The organism is Stenotrophomonas sp. Steno-Z1, assembly GCF_056393175.1.
This window is the reverse complement of record NZ_JBWJPB010000007.1, coordinates 19518-38778: the sequence shown is the minus strand read 5'-3', so window position 1 is coordinate 38778 and position 19261 is coordinate 19518. Positions and strand designations below refer to the sequence as shown.

Below are 19261 nucleotides of genomic sequence, written 5' to 3'. Positions count from 1 at the left end.
CGAGGAGCCCCCGCTAGTAGCGGGGGCGCGCCGACAGGCGGGGGGTGTTGGGTGCGGGTGAGCCGGGGCCCGCGGTTTGCAGCGCAAACCGTGGGGATCTTTCGCGAATGCGAAAGATCACGCCGCCTGCGGCACCCGCAGCGACCGCACCAGCCCGCCGATGTCCACGATCAGCGAGACCCGGCCATCGCCGAGGATGGTGGCGCCGGACACACCGCTGATGCGGCGGTAGTTGTTCTCGATGTTCTTGACCACGACCTGCTGCTGGCCGACCAGTTCGTCCACTTCCAGTGCGATCTTCTGGCCATCGCCTTCGACCACCACCACCAGCGAATCGTCCTTGGTGCGCCCGCCAAACCCGTAGTACTCGCTCAGCGAGAGGATCGGCAGGTACTCGCCACGCACGCGCAGGACGCGGCCTTCGCCGGCCATGGTGCGCACGTCTTCCGGCTGCGGCTGCAGTGCTTCGAGCACGTAGGCCAGCGGCAGGATCACCGTTTCGCCGGCCACGGCCACGGTCATGCCGTCGAGGATGGCCAGGGTGAGCGGCAGGCGGATCAGCACGCGGGTGCCGTTGCCGGCCTTGCTCTCCAGCTGCACTTCGCCGCCCAGCGCCTGGATGTTGCGGCGGACCACGTCCATGCCCACGCCACGCCCGGACAGGTCGGTGACCGCATCGGCGGTGGAGAAGCCGGGCTGGAAGATCAGGTCCCAGACCTGCGCGTCGGTGGGGTTGTCGGGCACGCTCAAGCCACGTTCGAGCGCCTTGGACAGGATCTTGTCGCGGTTCAGGCCGCGGCCGTCGTCGCTGACTTCGATCACGATGTGGCCGCCTTGGTGCGAGGCCGCCAGGGTGATGGTGCCGGTCTCGTCCTTGCCGGCATCGCGACGGATGTCGGGCATTTCCAGGCCGTGGTCGATCGAGTTGCGGACCAGGTGGACCAGCGGGTCGGCGATCTTTTCGATCAGGCCCTTGTCCAGCTCGGTGCCTTCGCCGATGGTGCGCAGGCGGACCTGCTTGCCGAGCCGTGAGGAGAGATCGCGGACCAGGCGCGGGAAGCGGCGGAACACCGCATCCACCGGCAGCATGCGCACGCCGATCACCGCTTCCTGCAGGTCGCGGGTGTTGCGTTCGAGCAGGTCCAGGCCGGCGAACAGCTGCTCGGCATGGACCGGGTCGAGGGCATGCGAGACCTGCTTGAGCATGGCCTGGGTGATGACCAGTTCGCCGACCAGGTTGATCAGCGCATCGACCTTTTCCACGGCGACGCGGATGGAGGTTTCCGCTTCGTGCGCGGCGGCAGCCGGCGCGCCGGCCGCAGGTGCGGCAGCAGCGGCAGCAGGCGCCACTGCTGCGGGGGCAGCCGGGGCGCTGGTGGCCAGGCTCGGCGGGGCGGCCGGACGGATGTCCAGCTCGCAGTCGTCCACGACCCAGGCGAAGGTGTCTTCGATCTTGCTGCGCGGCACCTTGCCGACCAGGCCGAGGTCCCACGCCAGGTGCGCTTCCAGCGGGTCGAGCTGGTCGAAGCCGGGCAGGCGCTCCATGCGCGCGGCGACCTGCAGCGAACCGAGGTGTTCCAGCTCGCGGATGATGCGCAGGGGGTCGTTGCCGCTCATGAACAGCGACGGCGACGGCACGAAGCCGATCTGCCACGCTTCCGGGGTGTCATCGACCTTGGCGGCGGCGACCGGGGCGCTGGCAGCGGCCTGGCCGGACAGCACCGCTTCCAGCCGTGCCTTGATCGCGGCCACCGCCTGCGGGTCGGCGGGCTGGCCGTGTTCGGCCTCGCGCAGCAGGGCGCGCAGCACGTCCACCGAGGACAGCATGGCATCCACCGCGTTGGCTTCCAGGGCGCGCTTGGCGGCGCGCAGTTCGTCCAGCAGCGTCTCCAGCACGTGGGTGAGCGCGGCGATCGCATCGAAGCCGAAGGTGCCGGCGCCGCCCTTGATGGAGTGCGCGGCGCGGAACACCGAATTGATGATTTCCGGGTCCTGCTGGCCCGATTCGAGCGCCAGCAGGCCAGCCTCCATGGCATCCAGCCCCTCGCGGCTTTCTTCGAAGAACGTGGCGTGGAAACGTTGCAGATCCATGCTCATGGTGCGTGGGGTCCGGTTGCGAAGGGAGGGAGGGGCGAAGCGGCGCTGGGCTCAGCCCAGGACTTTCTGCACGGTGGCCACGAGCTGTTCGGGATTGAACGGCTTGACCAGCCAGCCGGTGGCACCGGCGGCCTTGCCTTCGGACTTCTTGTCGGCCGCCGATTCGGTGGTGAGCATCAGCATCGGGGTGAACTTGTAGTCCGGCAGCTGGCGCAGCTCGCGGATCAGCGAGATGCCGTCCATGTTGGGCATGTTGACGTCGGTCACCACCGCGTTGAAGCGCTGGCCCTTGGCCCGGCCCAGCGCGACGGCGCCGTCCTCGGCTTCTTCGACGGAAAAGCCGGCCGAGGTGAGGGCGAAAGAGACCATCTGGCGCATCGACGCCGAATCGTCCACCACCAAGATACGTGCGCTCATGCAGCGTTCTCCACAGATTTCAGGTTGTCATGGGTTGCGTCCAGGCCGAGGGCCTGGGTGACGCCGAGCAATCGCGCGGCATCACGGAAGGTTGCAGTGCAACCGTCGAATCCGGTCGGGTAGCCTGCCTGGCGGCGGGCGTCGACGAATGCGCACAGGACCTGCATTGCTGCGGTATGGATACGGCTCACTTCGCTGGCATCCAGCGTCAGTTCGCCGGCCTGGTCCACCAAAGGGGCCAGGCGGGTTTTCAGCTCGGTGCTGGTCTCGATACCGAGATCACCACCCAGGGCCACAGTGCTCATCGTTGCTCCGGACAAACGGTTCCGAGGTTTATAACGGCCCAAAGCGGGGAAGCTTTAGGGGGACGGGCCAAGGGATCTTCACCGTTAGGGGAAACCGCCCGGTAGAGCGAGCCCTTGGGGGGGGGCTGGCGCGGCAGCGCAACGGAGCCGTCCGGGCGCCATCGGGCGATGCTGGCGCCGGGGCGGAGAGCAGCCACGCATGGCGTGGCGCTACCGGGGAACGGGTGCCGAGGTGGAGCCAGGCCCTGTGGGGCTGCCCCGCAGGTGGCGGTCAATTCAACAGCTGGGTCGCATCGAGCAGGATCATCGGCTGTGCGGTGACCCGCGCCACGCCGCGGAACAGGTCGTTGGAAATCTGGCAGATGCGCGCGGTATCGGGCGGTTCGATCTGCGAGTCGGTGAGGTTGGCGACGTCCTCCACCGCCGACACGCGCAGGCCCATGGTTTCGCCATCTTCCTCCAGCACCACGATGCGGGTGTTGGCGTCGTCCTGGGCCGGGCCGGCGCCGAGATGGATGCCCAGGTCCATGACCGGCACCACCTGGCCGCGCAGGTTCATGATGCCCAGCATCGCCGAGGCGGTGCCGCGCAGCGGCAGCAGGGGTACCGGCAGCACTACTTCCTGCACCTTCAGCAGTTCCAGCGCATAGGCCTGGGCGCCGCAGCGCAGGCGCAACCAGCGCGAGGTGCGTTCGCTGGCACGGCGGCTCTCGCGCGGGCTGGAGGCCGGGTTCTGCGCCTGCGCCTGCAGTTCCTGCCAGCTGCCCGGGCGGGTGTGGGCCGGGGCGGGGGCGGCGGCACGGGCGCTGGGCGCGGACAGGGGCATCGTCGTCGGCATGGGGCGGGCGGCAGGCAGCGGGGCGGGAGCGGGGGCAACGGGAGCCGGGGAGATCGGTGCCGGCGCCGGTGCGGCGGCCTTGGGCGGTGCGCTGTCGTGCAGCACCTCGTCAGGCAGATCGTCCCAGCTGGGGCGGCCGGCCTCGGCAGCGGCAGGAGCAGCCGAGCGTGGCTCGGCTCTACCGGGCGAGGTGGGGGTTTCGTGAGCGGACGCGCGGTTATCGACCGGTGGGCCGAGCGCGGGGTCGTTCATCAGTTCGTCGAGCAGCGCGAGGTTGGCCGGGGAGCCGGGCGACGTCGGCGTGTCGTGCGCGGTCGCGACGCTCTCGACCGGCGGGCCGAGCGCGGGGTCGTTCATCAGTTCGTCGAGCAGTGCGAGGTTGGCGGGGCTGCCGGGCGAGGTCGGTGTTTCGTGCGGGGTTGCGATGCTCTCGACCGGCGGGCCCAGCGCGGGGTCGTTCATCAGTTCGTCGAGCAGCGCGAGGTTGGCCGGGGAGCCGGGCGACGTCGGCGTGTCGTGCGCGGTCGCGATGCTCTCGACCGGCGGGCCCAGCGCGGGGTCGTTCATCAGTTCGTCGAGCAGCGCGAGGTTGGCGGGGCTGCCGGGCGAGGTCGGCGTGTCGTGCGAGGCCGCGAGGCTGTCGACCGGAGGACCCAGGGCCGGATCGTTCATCAGCTCGTCGAGCAGCGCCAGATGGGCCGGCGCGCCCGGTGAGGTCGGGGTGTCGTGGCCGACCGCAACGGCCGCGTCCGGCGCAGGCGCAGCCTCGACGTCGCCGGCAGCCGACCCGGCAAATTCGGCACTGATCGCCAGGGCGACACCGGCTGCTTCAGCGCCGTCCTGGGCGGCCACCGCCGCCGCCGGGGCGACGGACAGTTCCTCCCGAGCGGGCGCGGCGGGCACAGCATCGCCGAGCAGCTGCTCCAGGTAGTCGTCGAGCACGCCGGTGGTGTTCATGCCGCGCGCTCCATCTGCAGCGCGTCGTCGGCCAGGATCCATTCCAGCGCACGCCGGTACGCGGCCAGGCCGCGACCGGGGTAGTCCTCCGACTGCGGCGGCACGGTCAGGCTGGCCGCGTTGCAGATGCGGGTGTCCACCGGGATCGCGTCTTCCCACACGCGCTGGCCGTGCTTGTCCTGCATCAGCTTGACCGTCTCGTTGCCGGCGCGGGTGCGGCGATCGAACAGGGTCGGCAGGATCGACATCGGCAGGGGACGGCGGCGCGAACGCTCGACCATTTCACCGGTCCGGACCATGCCATCGAGGCCGTGCAATGCCAGCGGCTCGGCCTGGGTGGGGATGATCAGGCGGTCGGCCGCGGCCAGCGCGTTGATCATCAGCAGCCCCAGGGTGGGCGCGCAATCGAGCAGGATGTAATCGTGTTGCCCACGGTGGCGGGCCAGGGCGTTCTGCAGGGCCAGGCCCAGGCCGGGCTGGTTGGCGCTGCGTCGCTCCAAGGTGGCCAGCGCGGCTTGCGCGCAGACGTAGTCCAGGCCCGGGATGTCGCTGCGATGGCCGAGGGTGCCCAGCTCGGCCGGCGGTGCGCCGAACAGTTCCAGCACGCCCTGCGGCGGCGGGTCCAGCGGCACGCCGAAGGCGCGGGTCAACGAAGAGTGCGGATCGAGGTCGATCAACAGCACGCGGTGGCCGAGCGTGGCCAGGCCACGGCCCAGGGCCAGGGTGGTGGTGGTCTTGCCCACGCCGCCCTTCTGATTGGCGATTGCCCAGATGCGCATTCGGTTCACTCCTTCATTGCAGGGGGAACGGCGGCGCCAACGCGGCTGCCGGCCGGCACCGGTGGCAACTGCACCGGGGCGAGGGGGGGTACGGAGGGGGTGGTCGGCCTGGCGGTTGGCGGCGCGTCGGTCTGCGCGCTGAGCTGCGGCCCGATCGGGTCTGCGCCGCGCGTGGTGTCGGCCAGGATGATGACCATGACGCGGCGGTTGCGGTTGCGCCCTTCGGCGGTCGCGTTGTCCTCGCGCGGGCGGAACTGGCCGTAACCCACCATGGCCAGCCGCGCCGGCTGCAGGCCCTGGTCGGCGAACAGGTGCACCACGCTGGCCGCGCGCCCGGCCGAGAGTTCCCAGTTGGAGGGGAACAGCGAGGTGGCGATCGGGACGTTGTCGGTGTGGCCTTCCACGCGCACGCCGTTGGGCGCATCGCGCAGGACCTGGGCCAGCGTGGAGAGCGTGTCGCGCGCGTGCACGTCCAGCGTGGCCGAGCCGGTCGGGAACAGGATGTCGCTGTTGATCTCCACCTCGATCCACAGCTCGGTGCGGCGCACGGTGATCATGCCGCGCTCGATCAGCGGGGCCAGCGTGGCGGTGAGCTTGTCGGCGATGGTGTTGAGCTGGCGCTCGGCACGCTGCAGCTGTTCCTGGTTGCGCACCGAGACCGGCATGCGCATCTGCGAGGCCATCGCCGGCAGCAGGGTGGGGTCGTTGGAGGGCGAGGGCGCGGAGGGGCCGACGCGGTTGCCGGCCTTGATCACCGACGGGCTGTCCCAGCCGCCGCCCTGCACCTGCTGGTTGCCCACCTGCACCGGGTTGATGGTGCGCGGCGCGCCGCCGAAGGCGGTGGTCAGCGCATCGGCCATGACCCGGTACTTGCCCTCGTTGAGCGAGGAGATGGCGTACATCACCACGAAGAAGGCGAGCAGCAGCGTCATGAGGTCTGCATAGGGGATCGCCCAGGCCTCATGGTTGGCATGCTCTTCGTGGTGCTTGCGGCGGGCCATGTCAGTGCAGGAATCCGGACAGGTTGGTTTCGATGTTGCGCGGGTTCTCGCCCTGGGCGATGGAGATCAACCCTTCGATGATCATTTCGCGGTCGCGGCTGTTGTGGTGGATCACGCTCTTGAGCTTGGCCGACACCGGCAGGAACAGCAGGTTGGCCGAGGCGATGCCGTAGATGGTGGCAGTGAAGGCGGCGGCGATGCCGTGGCCGAGCTTGCTCGGGTCGGCGAGGTTCTTCATCACCGCGATCAGGCCGAGCACGGCGCCGATGATGCCCAGGGTCGGGGCGTAGATGCCCATGCCCTCGAACACCTTGGACGCGGCCAGGTCCTGGTGCTCCTGGCTGCTCAGTTCGATTTCCATCATGTGCCGGATGGTTTCCGGCTCGACGCCGTCCACCAGCAACTGCAGGCCCTTGCGAAGGAACGGGTCGCTCTGCGCGTCCACCTGCGCTTCCAGGCCCAGCAGGCCCTGGCGACGGGCGATGTTGCTCCAGTCGACGATCTGCCGGATCAGCTCATGGCGGTCGCTGCTCGGCGGCAGGATCACCCAGCGCACGATCTTGAAGGCGTGCTTGAACACCGCCGGCGAGGTGTGCAGCAGGATCGAGGCGATGGTGCCCACGATCACGATCACGAATGCCGCCGGCGACCACAGCGACGCCAGGCCGGCCCCCTTGAGGATGCTGCCGCCGACCAGCGAGGCCAGGGCGAGGAAAAGTCCAATGAGGCTGAGTCTGTCCATGGGTCCGTTATCGGCTTGTGTGAATGGGACTTGAGACACCGACGGCGGCAGGTGTTGCAGCGGTCACACTTTTGCAGGGGGCAGGGCGGTCAATCGTGCGGGGTGCGCAGCCCGTCCACGTCCAGGATCAGCGACATCCGTCCGTCGCCGATCAGGGTCGCGCCGGCATAGCCGCGCAGCCCGCGCAGGGCCTTGGGCAGTGGCTTGATCACCACTTCCTCGCGGCCGCGGACCTGGTCCACCACCAGCCCGAAGCGCGCTTCGCCGGCCTGCAGCACCACGATGGTGAGCAGCGGCGAGGCGGCCGGCTCCACCGCCAGCCAATGGCGCAGGTCCACCAGCGGCAGGGTGTGCGACTTGCGGTCCAGCACGGCGCGGCCGTCGAACCAGCCCAGCGAGGTATTGGGCGCGTGCAGCACTTCCATCACGCGCGCCAGTGGCAGGGCGTAGACGTCCTCGCCGGCCTGCACCAGCAGGGTGGGCAGGATGGCCAGGGTGAGCGGGACGCGGATCATGAAGCGGCTGCCGCGGCCCAGTTCGGATTGGATCTGGATCTGGCCGCTGAGTTCGCGGATGCGCGACTGCACCACGTCCATGCCGACGCCACGGCCGGAAATATCGGTCACTTCCTGCTTGGTCGAGAAGCCGGGCAGGAACACCAGGTGCAGGCATTCCTCGCTGCTCAGGCGGGCAGCGGCTTCGGGATCGATCAGGCCCTTCTCGCGCGCCTTCTGGCGCAGCCGTTCCGGATCGATGCCGGCGCCGTCATCCTGCACTTCGATGCTGACGTAGTCGCCTTCCTGCTGCGCCGACAGGCGCACGTGGCCGCTGCGCAGCTTGCCCTGGGCTTCGCGCAGCTCCGGGGTCTCGATGCCATGGTCGATGGCGTTGCGGACCAGGTGCACCAGCGGGTCGGCGAGCGCTTCGACCAGGTTGCGGTCCAGTTCGGTTTCCGCGCCGACCAGCTCCAGCTCGACTTCCTTCTTCAGGTTGCGGGCGACGTCGCGGGCGACCTTCGGGAAGCGCGAGAACACCTTGCCCACCGGTTGCATGCGGGTGCGCATCACCGCCGACTGCAGGCGCGCGGTGGCGATGTCCAGGGTGGACACGGCGCGGTCGAGTTCTTCGTCGTGCAGGCGCGCGCGCAGGGTCTTGAGGCGGTTGCGCGAGAGCACCAGTTCGCCGATCAGGTTGACGATGGCGTCCAGGCGCTTGGTGTCCACGCGCACGGTGTGCTCGGCTTCGGCCACCGGCTTGTTGGCCGCCGGCTTGGCCGGCAGGGCCGGGGCGGCGGCGGGTGCGCGCGGGGTCGGTGCGGCGGCCACGGCCTTGGCGCCCGGGGCGGCGCCGCCGTGCAGCTGGTCCAGCAGGGCCTCGAATTCGTCTTCGCCGATCAGGCCGTCATTGGCCTTGTTCGCCGGCGCCACGGCGGTGGGCGCGGCGCCACCGTGCAACGTGTCGAGCAAAGCCTCGAACTCGTCGTCGGTGATCAACTCGCCGCTGGTCGGTGCCGCCGCAGCGGCGGCCACCGGCGCCGGCGTGGCCGGCCCGTTGACGTCGAACTGCGCGATCAGCTCCGGCGGGGCATAGCCGGGCTCGGTGCCGGCCGAGACCGAATCGAGCATCGACTGCAGGTAGTCCAGCGATTGCTGGGCCGCATCGAAGTGATGGGCCTGCAGCACCGCCTTGCCCGACCGCGCCATGCCCAGGGTTTCCTCGGCGGCGTGGCACAGTTCGACCATCGCCTGGATGCCGAGGAACCCGGCACCGCCCTTGAGGGTGTGGAAGCCGCGGAACACCGCGTTGAGCTGGTCGCTGTCCTGGGGCGACTGCTCCAGCGACACCAGCTGTTCGCCGAGGCGATCCAGGATTTCCTGGGCCTCGAGGATGAAATCGGCGGCAATATCGTCTGGAACAGCGCTCATGGTGTTACAGCCCCAAATCGGAAAGCAGGTCGTCAGCGTCGACCTGTGACACCTGGTGGCGATCCAGACCGTTCACGGCCGGGCCGGCCAGGCCGTTGTCGCGCTTGTGCGCGCTGTCGTCCTGCGGCGGCAGGCCGAGCGCGCCGAAGCCCTCGTGCACGCGGCGCACGATGCCCACCACGCGGCGGATGATCTGCCCGGTCAGGTCCTGGTAGCTCTGGGTGAGCGCGATCTCGGTGAGGTTGTGGCGGATCCGGTCCAGCTGCTGGTCCTGGTCGGCCGTCAAGCCATTGGCGCGCAGCTGCTCGGTGAGCGTGCGGCATTCCTCGGCCAGGTCCAGGGTGCGGTGGGTGGCCTGCTCGGTCATCGCCACCACGTGGTCCAGGCGTGCGCAGGCATCGTCCAGTTCGCCGGCCTCGCTGGGCAGGCTGGGCAGTTCGCCCAACGCCTGGCCCAACTCGCGGGCGAGCCGGTTCAGCCCGGCCATCATCGGCTGGGTACGCAACGCGGCCAGCGCGTCGATTTCCCGCCGCCAGCCGGCTTCGTCGCCGCTTTCCAGCGCGGCCAGGGCATCCTGCAGGCGCTGCACCAGCGCCGATTTGTCGCGGAGGGTTTCCATCAGGCGCTCGCCGCCAGGCGTTCGAAGATCTTGCCGAGCTTTTCTTCCAGGGTCTGGGCGGTGAACGGCTTGATGATGTAGCCGTTGACGCCGGACTGGGCCGCTTCGATGATCTGCTCGCGCTTGGCTTCGGCGGTCACCATCAGCACCGGCAACGTCTTCAGCTTGGCGTCGGCGCGGATCGCCTTGAGCAGGTCGATCCCGGTCATCACCGGCATGTTCCAGTCGGTGACCACGAAATCGAACGACTGGCTCTGCAACAGAGACAGCGCGGCATGCCCGTCCTCGGCTTCGGCCGTATTGGTGAAGCCCAGATCGCCCAGCAGGTTCTTGACGATACGACGCATGGTCGAGAAATCGTCGACGATCAGGATACGCATGTTCTTGTTCAAAGCACTTTCCTCGGTATCAATGGTTCTCGAGGCCGGCGTCGGCCGCCTCGAAGATCTTCAGTCGGCCACGCAGGCGCAGGACCGCCTGGCCGTGGATCTGGCAGACGCGCGACTCGCTGACACCGAGTACCGCGCCGATCTCCTTCAGATTCAGTTCCTGCTCGTAGTACAGCGACAGCACCAGCTGCTCGCGCTCGGGGAGCAGCCCGATCGCATTGCCCAGCTCGCGGCCGAATTCGCCGCGCTCAAGCACCTGCTGCGGGGTCGGACCACCCTGGGCGACGGTATCCAGCTCGCCCTGGTCTTCGATCCGCGACTCCAGGCTCAGCACCTGGCCGCGCGCGGCGTCTTCCATCAGCCGCAGGTAGTCCGGCAGGGGCATGTCCATCGCCGCGGCCACTTCGGTGGCGCTGGCGGCACGGCCGGTGCTCTGCTCCAGGCGGCGGATGGTGGAGGCGGCGTCGCGGGCGCGGCGGTGCACCGAACGCGGCACCCAGTCGCCGCGGCGGATCTCGTCGATCATCGAGCCGCGGATGCGGATCGAGGCATAGGTTTCGAACGAGGCGCCCTGGTCGGCGTCGTAGCTGCGCGAGGCCTCGATCAGGCCCATCATGCCGGCCTGGATCAGGTCATCCACTTCCACGCTCGCCGGCAACCGGGCGGCCAGGTGGTGGGCGATCCGCCGGACCAGGTCGGAGTGCTGTGCGATGCACTCGTTGGCGGCCGTGCGTTGCACCTCTTTGTATTGTGCGGCGCCTTTCATGCGGTCACCCCGCGTTGCTTGAGGATGCGTTCCAGGAAGAATTCGACCCCGCCTCGCGGCTCGGTCGGTGCCTGCCAGCGGGCGGTGCGGCGGGCGATCTCGGTGATCGCCTGCGCGGCCGGGCTGGACGGGTAGGCCTTGACCACCGGCTGCTGGCGCTGCACCGACAGGCGCAGCCAGTCGTCCTGCGGCACGCAGCCCAGGTAGTTGAGCGAGACATCAGCGAGGAACTTCTCGCAGACCCGGGTCAGCTTTTCGTAGAGCACGCGGCCTTCGTTGGGGTCGCGGACCATGTTGGCCACCACCTGGATACGGTCCACGCCGCGCTCGCGCGAGAGCACCTTGATCAGCGCGTAGGCGTCGGTGATCGAGGCCGGCTCGTCGCAGACCACTACCACGGTGTCCTGCGCGGCCTGGCAGAAGGTCAGCACGCCGTCGGTGATGCCGGCGGCGGTGTCCACCACCATGAAGTCCAGCTCACGCTCCAGTTCGGAGAACACGTTGACCAGGCCCACGTGCTCGGCCGGCTGCAGCTCGGCCATGTGGCGGCGGCCGGACGCGGCCGGCACCACCAGCACGCCGCCCGGGCCTTCGAGGATCACTTCTTCCAGGGTGCAGCGCCCGGCTACCAGGTCGGCCAGGGTCACCTTGGGCTGCAGGCCCAGGATCACGTCGATGTTGGCCAGCCCGAGATCGGCGTCCAGCAGCAGCGTGCGCTTGCCCATGTCGGCGAGCGCCACGGCCAGGTTGGCCGACACGTTGGTCTTGCCCACGCCGCCCTTGCCGCCGGTGACGGCGATGGTGCGCACAGGGCCCAGCGGCTGGCTGCGGGTGGCCGACAGCGGGAAGGTCTTGGTCAGCTTGGCATACTCACGCGACGGCATGGTTCAACTCCGGGTTGCAGGGCATATCGGCCGCGCGGCGCAAATCTTCAAGGCGAAGTACAAGATTGGCCGCACTGGCCCGGTGCAGGTCTTCGGGAACGTCCTGGCCATCGGTGACCCAGGTGATCGGCAGGCGGTGGTCCACGGCCACCGACAGGGCGGTACCGAAGCGGCCGGTTTCGTCCAGCTTGCTCAGCACCACGCCCTGCGGGTTGGCGGCGCTGAAGCGGCGGACCACTTCGTCCATGTCGCCAAAGCTGGTGTTGGCCGGCAGCACCAGCAGGGTGCGGATCTGCTGGGCGGCGCGCAGCCAGTGCAGCTGGGCAGCCAGGGCGCGGTCGCGCGGGCCCAGCCCGGCGGTGTCGATCAGCACCAGCTTGTAGTCCTGCAGGCGCTCCAGCAGCTGGTTGAGGTCGCTGCCGCTGTTGGCCTCGTGCACCGCGATGCCGAGCTGGCGGCCAAAGCCGTAGAGCTGCTCGCGGGCGCCGATGCGGCCGGTGTCGGTGGTGACCAGGGCCACGTCGCGGGCGGCGTGCTTCTCGGCGAAGCGCGAGGCCAGCTTGGCGATGGTGGTGGTCTTGCCGGCGCCGGTCGGGCCGACCAGGGCGATGATGCCGCCCGATTCCAGCGGGTCGACCGGGGCGATCGGCAGCTTCTTGGACAGCAGGCCGAGCATCAGCCCGCGGCCGCGGTGAGCTTCGGTGTCCAGCGGGATCTGCATGGCCACGTCGCGGCTGATGCCGGCGTCGAAGCCGTATTCGTCCATCAGGTCCAGGGCGGCGGCACGCACCGGCGAGCCGCGCAGGCGTTCGTCGGTGAAGCGGTGCATCTCGCGTTCGATCACCTGGCGCATGCCGGCCACTTCATGGCGCAGCTGGCGCAGTTCTTCGTCATCGCGCGGCACCACCACCAGCTCGGCGGCGGGCAGCGGCTGGGCCTGGACCTGGGCCGGTTCGGCGGGGGCCGGCAGGGCCACCGGCGCGGTTGCGACCGGCGCGCTGCCAACCTGTTCCTGGACCATGGCCGGCGCGTCCAGGCGCGGCTCGAATGCCATCGGGGCCGGCACGGCGGCCTGCACCGGTGCCGGTGCGGCGACCATGGCCGGGGCCGGGGCCGGGATCGCCGGCACGGTGACGCTCACCGGCAGCGGCGGCATCGCCACCTGTGCCGCAGGCACGTGCATCTGGAAGTGCGGTTCGTCGTCCAGCGGCGGGTCGATGATGAAGCGCGCGCGGTTGATCGGTGCCGGTGCCGGTGCGGCGACCGGTGCAGCCTCGACGATCGCGGCCAGCGTCTCCACCGGCGCCGGGGAGGCGGCCGCGGCCTGTTCGACGTTGAACGGGGCGAAGATCTGCTCCGGCAGTGCGGCAGCGCGCAGCGACGGGGCGACGGCCTGCGCCAGGGTGGCGGCAAAGCCGGTGCTGCCGCGCGGCGGCACGATTTCGTTGGCCGAATCCAGGGTGCGACCGGTCGCGCCGACCGCGGCGCGGGCCAGCGCGGCCACGGCGGAGGTGGTGGCGGCCACCGGCTCGGCGGCGGCGACGGGCTTGCGGCGGGTCACCGCGGCGATCACCGCATCGGCGGCATTGCGCGGTCGCGGTGCCGGCGCCGGCGCCACATCCTTGCGGGCCGCTTCCAGGGCACGCTGCACGGCGCCTTCGTCATAGTTCGCCGCGGCCACGATCTCCACGCCTTCCTCGATCCGCCGGTTGGACAGGATCACCGCATCAGGACCGTGTTCCTTGCGTACCAGGTTCATGGCCGAGCGCATATCGGAGGCGACGAAGCGTTTGATTTTCATGCTGTGGTACCGGGACTGGGGCGGCGGGGTGGTGGAAGGGAAGCGCTGGTTGTCGGTGGTCTGCACGGTCCGGGTTTCCCTTTATGTCCTGCTGCGTTGATATCGAATGGGGGTGTGTCTGTTTTCTGGCGCATCACCGTCGGGGTTCCGGCGTCAGCTGATCGTGCCGACCAGCTTCAACCGTTTGTCCTCGGGTACCTCGCTGTAGGCCAGCACCGACAGCGAGGGGACGCTGTGGCGCACCAGCCGTGCCAGCGCGGCACGCACCGGGCCTGGTACCAGCACGACCGCCGGCTCGTTCTTCGCTTCCTGCTTGCCGACGCATTCGGCCAGGCTTTGATGCAGTCGCTCGGCGAGTCCGGGTTCCAGCGCGGCGCCGTTGCCCTGCGTGGACTCCTGCAAGACGCGTTCCAGTTGTGGGTTGAGGGTGAACACCGGCAGCTCCGCCGACATCCCGGCGATCTCCTGCACGATGAAACGGCCCAGCGCGTTGCGCACCGCCGCGGTCAGCACCGAGGGGTCCTGGCTGTTGGGCGCGTTCTCGACCAGCGACTCGACGATCTTGCGCAGCTGGCGGATCGGAATGCGCTCGATCAGCAGGTTCTGCAGCACCCGCACCACCGCCGACAGCGGCAGCGACTTGGGCGTGAGGTCTTCGACCAGCTTGGGCGCGCTCTTGGCCAGGTTGGCCAGCAACTGCTGCACTTCTTCGTGGCCGAGCAGCTCGGGGGCGTGTTCGCGGATCAGGTGCGACAGGTGGGTGGCCACCACCGTAGCCGGGTCGACCACGGTGTAGCCCATCGATTCGGCGTGCGCGCGCTGGTGCGGCTGGATCCAGGTGGCGTCCAGGCCGAAGGCGGGGTCCTTGCCGGCGATGCCGTCCAGTGTGCCCAGGGCGCTGCCCGGGTCGAGCGCGAGTTCGCGGTCGGGGTGGATGTCGGCGGTGGCCACCGGCACGCCGTGGATCAGCAGGCGGTAGCCGCTGGCCGGCAGTTCCAGGTTGTCGCGGATGTGCACCGAGGGAATCAGGAAGCCGATGTCGTGGGTGAGCTTGCGGCGCACGCCCTTGATCCGCGCCATCAATTCGCCGCCCTGGTTCTTGTCCACCAGCGGGATGAGCCGGTAGCCCACTTCCAGGCCCAGCGGGTCGACCGGGCGCAGTTCGTCCCAGGTCAGCTCGGCGGTGGGCGAGGGCGCCGCGCCGGGCAGGCCCAGGGTTTCGCCGCGGCCGGCGGCCGGGGTCTCGGCGACGCGCTCTGCGGCGGTGCTCTTCTTCCAGGCCTTCCAGGCCACGAAGCCGAGGATGGCGGCCAGCGTCAAGAAGGCGACGTTGGGCATGCCCGGGACCAGGCCGACCACGCCCATGATCGCCGCGGCGATGGTCAGCGCACGGTACTGGCCGAACACCTGGCCCATCATGGCCTGGGCCATGTCCTGCGAGCGCGAGGCGCGGGTGACCAGCATGGCCACCGCCGAGGACACCAGCAGGGCGGGCAGCTGCGCCACCAGGCCGTCACCGATGGACAGCAGGGTGTAGGTCGCGGCGGCTTCGCCGAACGGCATGCCGTGCTGGAGCACGCCCACGGCCAGGCCGCCCAGCAGGTTGATGAACAGGATCAGGATGCCGGCGATGGCGTCGCCGCGGATGAACTTGCTGGCACCGTCCATCGCACCGTAGAAGTCCGCTTCCTCGCGCACTTCTTCGCGCCGGGCCTTGGCCTCCTCACGCGTCAGCAAACCGGCGTTGAGGTCGGCATCGATGGCCATCTGCTTGCCGGGCATGGCATCGAGGATGAAGCGGGCGGTCACTTCCGACACGCGCCCGGCACCCTTGGTGATGACCACGAAGTTGATGATGGTCAGGATCGCGAACACCACGATACCGACGGCGTAGTTGCCGCCGATCACGAACTCGCCGAACGCGGCGATCACCTTGCCGGCCGCCTCGTGGCCGTTCTGGCCGTTGAGCAGGATCACGCGGGTGGAGGCCACGTTCAGCGCCAGCCGCAGCATGGTGGTGATCAGCAGCACGATCGGGAAGATGGTGAAGTCCAGCGGGCGCTTCACGTACACCACCGCCAGCAGCACCATCAGCGAGATGGCGATATTGAAGGTGAACAGCGCATCCAGCACCGGGGCGGCCAGCGGCACCACCACCATGGCCAGCAGCGCCAGCACGATCAGCGGGGCGCCCAGGCCGTTGCGGATCATGTCCAGGGCCTTGCGTGCGTTCATGCCGGCACCGGCGGGCTGGGCGCTCACGGGCGGCCTCCCGTGCCGAACTCATCCACATCGATGCTGGGCGCAGCCGGCATCGGCCCGCCGCGCCAGGTGCGCAGCTGGTACACGTAGGACAGAACCTGGGCCACGGCCGAATACAGTCTCACGGGAATTTCCTTTCCAAGTTGACCTTCCCGATACAAGGCGCGTGCCAAAGGCGGGGCGGAGACGATGGCGACCTTGTTGCCGTCGGCCACTTCACGGATGCGCAGGGCGGTTTCGTCCACGCCCAGGGCCACCACGGTGGGGGCGCCCATCTTGCCGCCCTCGTACTTGAGGGCCACCGCGTAGTGGGTGGGGTTGACCACCACCACGTCGGCGGTGGGCACCGCTTCCATCATCCGGCGGTTGGACAGCTGCTGCTGCAGCTGGCGGATGCGGCCCTTCACCTCGGGGCTGCCCTCGCTTTCCTTCATTTCCCGGCGCAGCTCTTCACGGGTCATCTTCAGCTTGCGCATCCAGTTCCAGCGCTGGTACGGCGCATCGATGGCGGCCAGCAGCATCATTGCCCCGCCGGTGGCCAGCATCAGCTTCAGGGTGAAGCCCAGGCCATGCACCATGGCCGCTTCCAGCGGCTGGTTGAGCAGGTCGCGCAGCGGCCGGATGCCGTGCCAGACCACCAGCCCGGCGGCGGTGCCGACGAAGGCGATGCGCAGCAGCGACTTGGTGAATTCGGCGATCGCCTCCGGGCCGTACAGGCGCTTCATGCCGGCCATCGGGCTGAGCCGGGTGAAATCGGGCACCAGCGACTTGTTGGACCAGCGCAACCCGCCCATCACCACCGGCGCCAGGAAACTGGCCAGCAGGCAGATGAGCACCAGCGGCCACATCGCCAGCAGCAGCTGCAGCAGCAGCTGGCCGAAGTGCCCGAACAGCGCCTGCGGATGCATGCGCAGGCCCGGTTCGGGGCTGAGCGCCAGCGTCATCCAGGCCTTGGCGCCGCTGCTGATGCTGCCCGAGTAGGCCATCAACGCCAGCACGCCGGAGCCGAACACCGCCGCCGTGGCCAACTCCCGCGAGCGCGGGATGTTGCCCTGCTCGCGGGCATCGCGCAGGCGTTTTTCGGTCGGTTGTTCGGTTTTTTCGCCGGCTTGTTCGTTCTCGGACATGGGCTGCACGACACGGGGGGGTACCCAGGGTGGTGCAAGAACCGTTCCGTGACGGGGCGCCGGACGTTCGCCGGCGGTCGGCGGTCGGCGGTCGGCCGGGGCGCGACCCTACCGGCGGCTGGCGCTGCCGGTATAGCCGGCCGCCACCTCCACCCGCGGCCGCGGGTGGTCGTGCAGTTGCATGAAGCGCTGTGCGTCCACCGGGCGGCCCAGCAGGTAACCCTGCAGGTAGTCGCAGCCCAGCCGCTCCAGGTAGGCGCGCTGCCCGGCGGTTTCCACGCCTTCGGCCACGATGTCCATATCCAGCGCGTGGCCCAGGGCGACGATCGCCGAGATGATCACCACGTCTTCGGAGCTGTTTTCCAGGTCGCGCACGAACGCGTGGTCGATCTTGATCTCGGTGGCGGGCAGGCGCTTGAGGTACAGCAGGCTGGAATAGCCGGTGCCGAAATCATCGATGGAGATGCCCACGCCCAGGCTGGCCATCGCCTGCAACAGCCTGAGGCTGGCATCGGTGTCGCGCATCACCGTGCTTTCGGTGATCTCCAGCACCAGCCGCCGTGGCTCCAGGCGATGGGTCTGCAGGACCTGGCGCACCTCCTGCAGCAGGTGGGGGGAGCTGAACTGGATCGGCGAGAGGTTCACCGACACCGTCCAGCTGTCATGCCCGGCGTCCTGCCACTGGCGCAGCTGGCGGCAGGCCTCGTCCAGCGCCCAGCGGCCGATCTCGTTGATCACGCCGCTGCGTTCGGCCAGGCGGATGAAGCGGTCCGGTGGAATCAGGCCCTGCTGCGGATGGTGCCAGCGGATCAGCGCTTCGGCACCGCTGACGCCCTGGCCGGCGACGCGGATCTTTGGCTGGTAGTGCAGGAACAACTGCTCGGTGCCGATGGCGCGGCGCAGGTCGGCCAGGAGCTGGAACTGCTGTTCGGCGCTGTCGTTCATCCAGTCGGCGAACACCGCGTAGGCGTTGCGGCCGGCCTCCTTGGCCTGGTACATCGCCGCGTCGGCGAAGGCCATCAACTGGCGCTCGCTGGCGGCGTGGTCGGGGCAGATCGCGATGCCGACGCTGGCGGTGACCTGCAGGTCGTGGTCGGGCAGCAACGGGCCGCCGCCGATCGCCTGCAGGATGCGGCTGGCCAGGGTGGCGATGTCCTCGTCGTTGTCGATGCGCACCACCAGCACGAACTCGTCGCCCCCCAACCGGGCCAGCACGTCGGACGGGCGCAGCAGGTGCCGGGTGCGCTCGGCGACCGCCACCAGCAGCGCATCGCCGGTCTGGTGGCCGTAGGCGTCGTTGACCTGCTTGAAGCCGTCCAGGTCCATGAACATCACCGCGAACCGGCTGCCGCGCTGCTCCGCTTCGGCCAGGGCGTTCTCGATGCGCTGTTGCAGCAGCAGGCGGTTGGGCAGGCGGGTCAGCGGGTCGTGCAGGGCGGCCTGGGTCAGTTCCTGCTGCGCATCGTCCAGCGAACTGCGCAGGATGTCGTTGCGGATGCGCAGCAGCTGCGCCTGCATGCGCTGGTCCAGCCAGGACACGATCAACACCACGGCCAGGATGGCGGTGGTCAACACCAGCACGATCGCCGCCAGCCACTGGGTCTGCAGCCCGTCGCCCGCCGCCGCCCCGCAGATGCTGCCGGCCTGGAAGCGGGCGGCGGCCATGCCGGTGTAGTGCATGCCCACGATGGCCGAGCCCAGCAGCACCGCCGGCAGCAGCCGGTGGCGCAGGCGGCGTTGGCTGAGGCGCAGGCGGAAGGCCACGAACAGCGCGCTCCAGGATGCGGCGAAGGCGATCAGCAGCGAAACCGCCAGCCACGCCGGGTCGTACTCGATACCCGGCTGCATGCGCATCGCCGCCATGCCCAGGTAGTGCATCGAGGCGATGCCGCTGCCCATCAGCAGCGCGCCCAGCGCCAGGCGGGTGTGCGGCAGGGTGGGGCGCGACACCAGCCACAACGCGAAGATGGAGGAGGCCAGGGCGGCCAGCAGCGAGATCGCGGTCCAAGCCAGGTCGTAGCCCAGGGGGATCGGCAGGCGGAAGGCGAGCATGCCGATGAAGTGCATCGACCAGATGCCCAGCCCCATCGCGCAGCCACCGCCGAGCAGCCACACCAGGCTCAGCCGCGTGCTGGGCGCGGTGGTGATGCGATTGGCCATGTCCAGCGCCGTGAACGAGGCGAGCATGGCGACCAGCAGCGAAACCACGACCAACCACGGTGTGTAGCTGCCGTCGAGCATCGATGACTCTCCTTGGTCAGCATATCTGCAATGGCGTTATGGCATGCAGGCCGCGCGTGCCTTTCCCCGGCGTGCGCGGCTCCCGGCCCGGCAACCGCGGGCGGTAGCGAC

Annotated in this window: 16 protein-coding genes; all 16 read right to left on the bottom strand. The window is 69.4% G+C overall.

Going from position 1 to position 19261, the window contains the following annotated elements:
- Positions 1-117: 117 nt before the first annotated feature.
- The 16 genes from AC06FD_RS16210 to AC06FD_RS16135 all read right to left on the bottom strand — a co-directional run bounded on the left by AC06FD_RS16210 (position 118) and on the right by AC06FD_RS16135 (position 19150).
- Positions 118-2097, bottom strand: a complete 1980-nt coding sequence (locus AC06FD_RS16210; protein ID WP_478078345.1) for a chemotaxis protein CheA — start codon at positions 2095-2097, stop codon at positions 118-120.
- Between the two features lie 51 nt (positions 2098-2148).
- Positions 2149-2514, bottom strand: coding sequence for a response regulator (locus tag AC06FD_RS16205; RefSeq protein ID WP_038688521.1), 366 nt, complete (start codon positions 2512-2514; stop codon positions 2149-2151).
- Positions 2511-2819 (bottom strand): STAS domain-containing protein, encoded by a 309-nt coding sequence (locus tag AC06FD_RS16200; RefSeq protein ID WP_259202517.1) that lies wholly within the window; start codon positions 2817-2819, stop codon positions 2511-2513. Before AC06FD_RS16200 ends, AC06FD_RS16205 begins: the two co-directional genes overlap by 4 nt.
- A gap of 271 nt (positions 2820-3090) precedes the next feature.
- Positions 3091-4224 (bottom strand): chemotaxis protein CheW, encoded by a 1134-nt coding sequence (locus AC06FD_RS16195; RefSeq protein ID WP_478078409.1) that lies wholly within the window; start codon positions 4222-4224, stop codon positions 3091-3093.
- A 386-nt stretch (positions 4225-4610) separates the two neighbouring features.
- Entirely contained in the window at positions 4611-5393 is a 783-nt protein-coding gene (locus AC06FD_RS16190) for a ParA family protein (RefSeq protein WP_478078344.1), read from the bottom strand.
- A 5-nt stretch (positions 5394-5398) separates the two neighbouring features.
- Positions 5399-6394, bottom strand: coding sequence for a flagellar motor protein MotD (gene motD, locus AC06FD_RS16185; protein ID WP_259202519.1), 996 nt, complete (start codon positions 6392-6394; stop codon positions 5399-5401).
- 1 nt (position 6395) lies between these two features.
- Positions 6396-7136 carry a flagellar motor protein gene (locus AC06FD_RS16180; RefSeq protein ID WP_259202520.1) on the bottom strand — a complete coding sequence of 247 codons (741 nt, stop codon included), beginning with the start codon at positions 7134-7136 and terminating at the stop codon, positions 6396-6398.
- A gap of 89 nt (positions 7137-7225) precedes the next feature.
- Positions 7226-9061 (bottom strand): chemotaxis protein CheA, encoded by a 1836-nt coding sequence (locus AC06FD_RS16175; RefSeq protein WP_478078343.1) that lies wholly within the window; start codon positions 9059-9061, stop codon positions 7226-7228.
- A 4-nt stretch (positions 9062-9065) separates the two neighbouring features.
- Complete coding sequence (locus tag AC06FD_RS16170) at positions 9066-9680, bottom strand: protein phosphatase CheZ (RefSeq protein ID WP_259202522.1); 615 nt, start codon at positions 9678-9680, stop codon at positions 9066-9068.
- Positions 9680-10072: a chemotaxis response regulator CheY gene (cheY, locus tag AC06FD_RS16165; RefSeq protein WP_256776952.1), complete on the bottom strand. Its 393-nt coding sequence runs from the start codon at positions 10070-10072 to the stop codon at positions 9680-9682. The genes AC06FD_RS16170 and cheY overlap by 1 nt, the downstream gene beginning before the upstream one ends.
- Before the next feature lie 16 nt (positions 10073-10088).
- Complete coding sequence (locus tag AC06FD_RS16160; RefSeq protein WP_259202525.1) at positions 10089-10835, bottom strand: RNA polymerase sigma factor FliA; 747 nt, start codon at positions 10833-10835, stop codon at positions 10089-10091.
- Positions 10832-11719, bottom strand: a complete 888-nt coding sequence (locus tag AC06FD_RS16155; RefSeq protein ID WP_259202527.1) for a MinD/ParA family ATP-binding protein — start codon at positions 11717-11719, stop codon at positions 10832-10834. Before AC06FD_RS16155 ends, AC06FD_RS16160 begins: the two co-directional genes overlap by 4 nt.
- Complete coding sequence (flhF, locus tag AC06FD_RS16150) at positions 11706-13520, bottom strand: flagellar biosynthesis protein FlhF (protein WP_478078342.1); 1815 nt, start codon at positions 13518-13520, stop codon at positions 11706-11708. Before flhF ends, AC06FD_RS16155 begins: the two co-directional genes overlap by 14 nt.
- Before the next feature lie 153 nt (positions 13521-13673).
- Positions 13674-15755 carry a flagellar biosynthesis protein FlhA gene (gene flhA, locus AC06FD_RS16145; protein ID WP_259203511.1) on the bottom strand — a complete coding sequence of 694 codons (2082 nt, stop codon included), beginning with the start codon at positions 15753-15755 and terminating at the stop codon, positions 13674-13676.
- 23 nt (positions 15756-15778) lie between these two features.
- Entirely contained in the window at positions 15779-16909 is a 1131-nt protein-coding gene (flhB, locus tag AC06FD_RS16140) for a flagellar biosynthesis protein FlhB (RefSeq protein WP_478078341.1), read from the bottom strand.
- 108 nt (positions 16910-17017) lie between these two features.
- The gene (locus tag AC06FD_RS16135) at positions 17018-19150 is read right to left on the bottom strand and encodes a putative bifunctional diguanylate cyclase/phosphodiesterase (RefSeq protein ID WP_478078340.1); all 2133 of its coding nucleotides are present in this window, start codon (positions 19148-19150) and stop codon (positions 17018-17020) included.
- Positions 19151-19261: the final 111 nt, after the last annotated feature.

Coding starts and splice junctions, on each gene's coding strand:
- AC06FD_RS16210 (WP_478078345.1), bottom strand. CDS start 2,097: ATGAGCATGGATCTGCAACGTTTCCACGCCACGTTCTTCGAAGAAAGC.
- AC06FD_RS16205 (WP_038688521.1), bottom strand. CDS start 2,514: ATGAGCGCACGTATCTTGGTGGTGGACGATTCGGCGTCGATGCGCCAG.
- AC06FD_RS16200 (WP_259202517.1), bottom strand. CDS start 2,819: ATGAGCACTGTGGCCCTGGGTGGTGATCTCGGTATCGAGACCAGCACC.
- AC06FD_RS16195 (WP_478078409.1), bottom strand. CDS start 4,224: ATGAACGACCCCGCGCTGGGCCCGCCGGTCGAGAGCATCGCGACCGCG.
- AC06FD_RS16190 (WP_478078344.1), bottom strand. CDS start 5,393: ATGCGCATCTGGGCAATCGCCAATCAGAAGGGCGGCGTGGGCAAGACC.
- motD (WP_259202519.1), bottom strand. CDS start 6,394: ATGGCCCGCCGCAAGCACCACGAAGAGCATGCCAACCATGAGGCCTGG.
- AC06FD_RS16180 (WP_259202520.1), bottom strand. CDS start 7,136: ATGGACAGACTCAGCCTCATTGGACTTTTCCTCGCCCTGGCCTCGCTG.
- AC06FD_RS16175 (WP_478078343.1), bottom strand. CDS start 9,061: ATGAGCGCTGTTCCAGACGATATTGCCGCCGATTTCATCCTCGAGGCC.
- AC06FD_RS16170 (WP_259202522.1), bottom strand. CDS start 9,680: ATGGAAACCCTCCGCGACAAATCGGCGCTGGTGCAGCGCCTGCAGGAT.
- AC06FD_RS16160 (WP_259202525.1), bottom strand. CDS start 10,835: ATGAAAGGCGCCGCACAATACAAAGAGGTGCAACGCACGGCCGCCAAC.
- AC06FD_RS16155 (WP_259202527.1), bottom strand. CDS start 11,719: ATGCCGTCGCGTGAGTATGCCAAGCTGACCAAGACCTTCCCGCTGTCG.
- flhF (WP_478078342.1), bottom strand. CDS start 13,520: ATGAAAATCAAACGCTTCGTCGCCTCCGATATGCGCTCGGCCATGAAC.
- flhA (WP_259203511.1), bottom strand. CDS start 15,755: ATGAACGCACGCAAGGCCCTGGACATGATCCGCAACGGCCTGGGCGCC.
- flhB (WP_478078341.1), bottom strand. CDS start 16,909: ATGTCCGAGAACGAACAAGCCGGCGAAAAAACCGAACAACCGACCGAA.
- AC06FD_RS16135 (WP_478078340.1), bottom strand. CDS start 19,150: ATGCTCGACGGCAGCTACACACCGTGGTTGGTCGTGGTTTCGCTGCTG.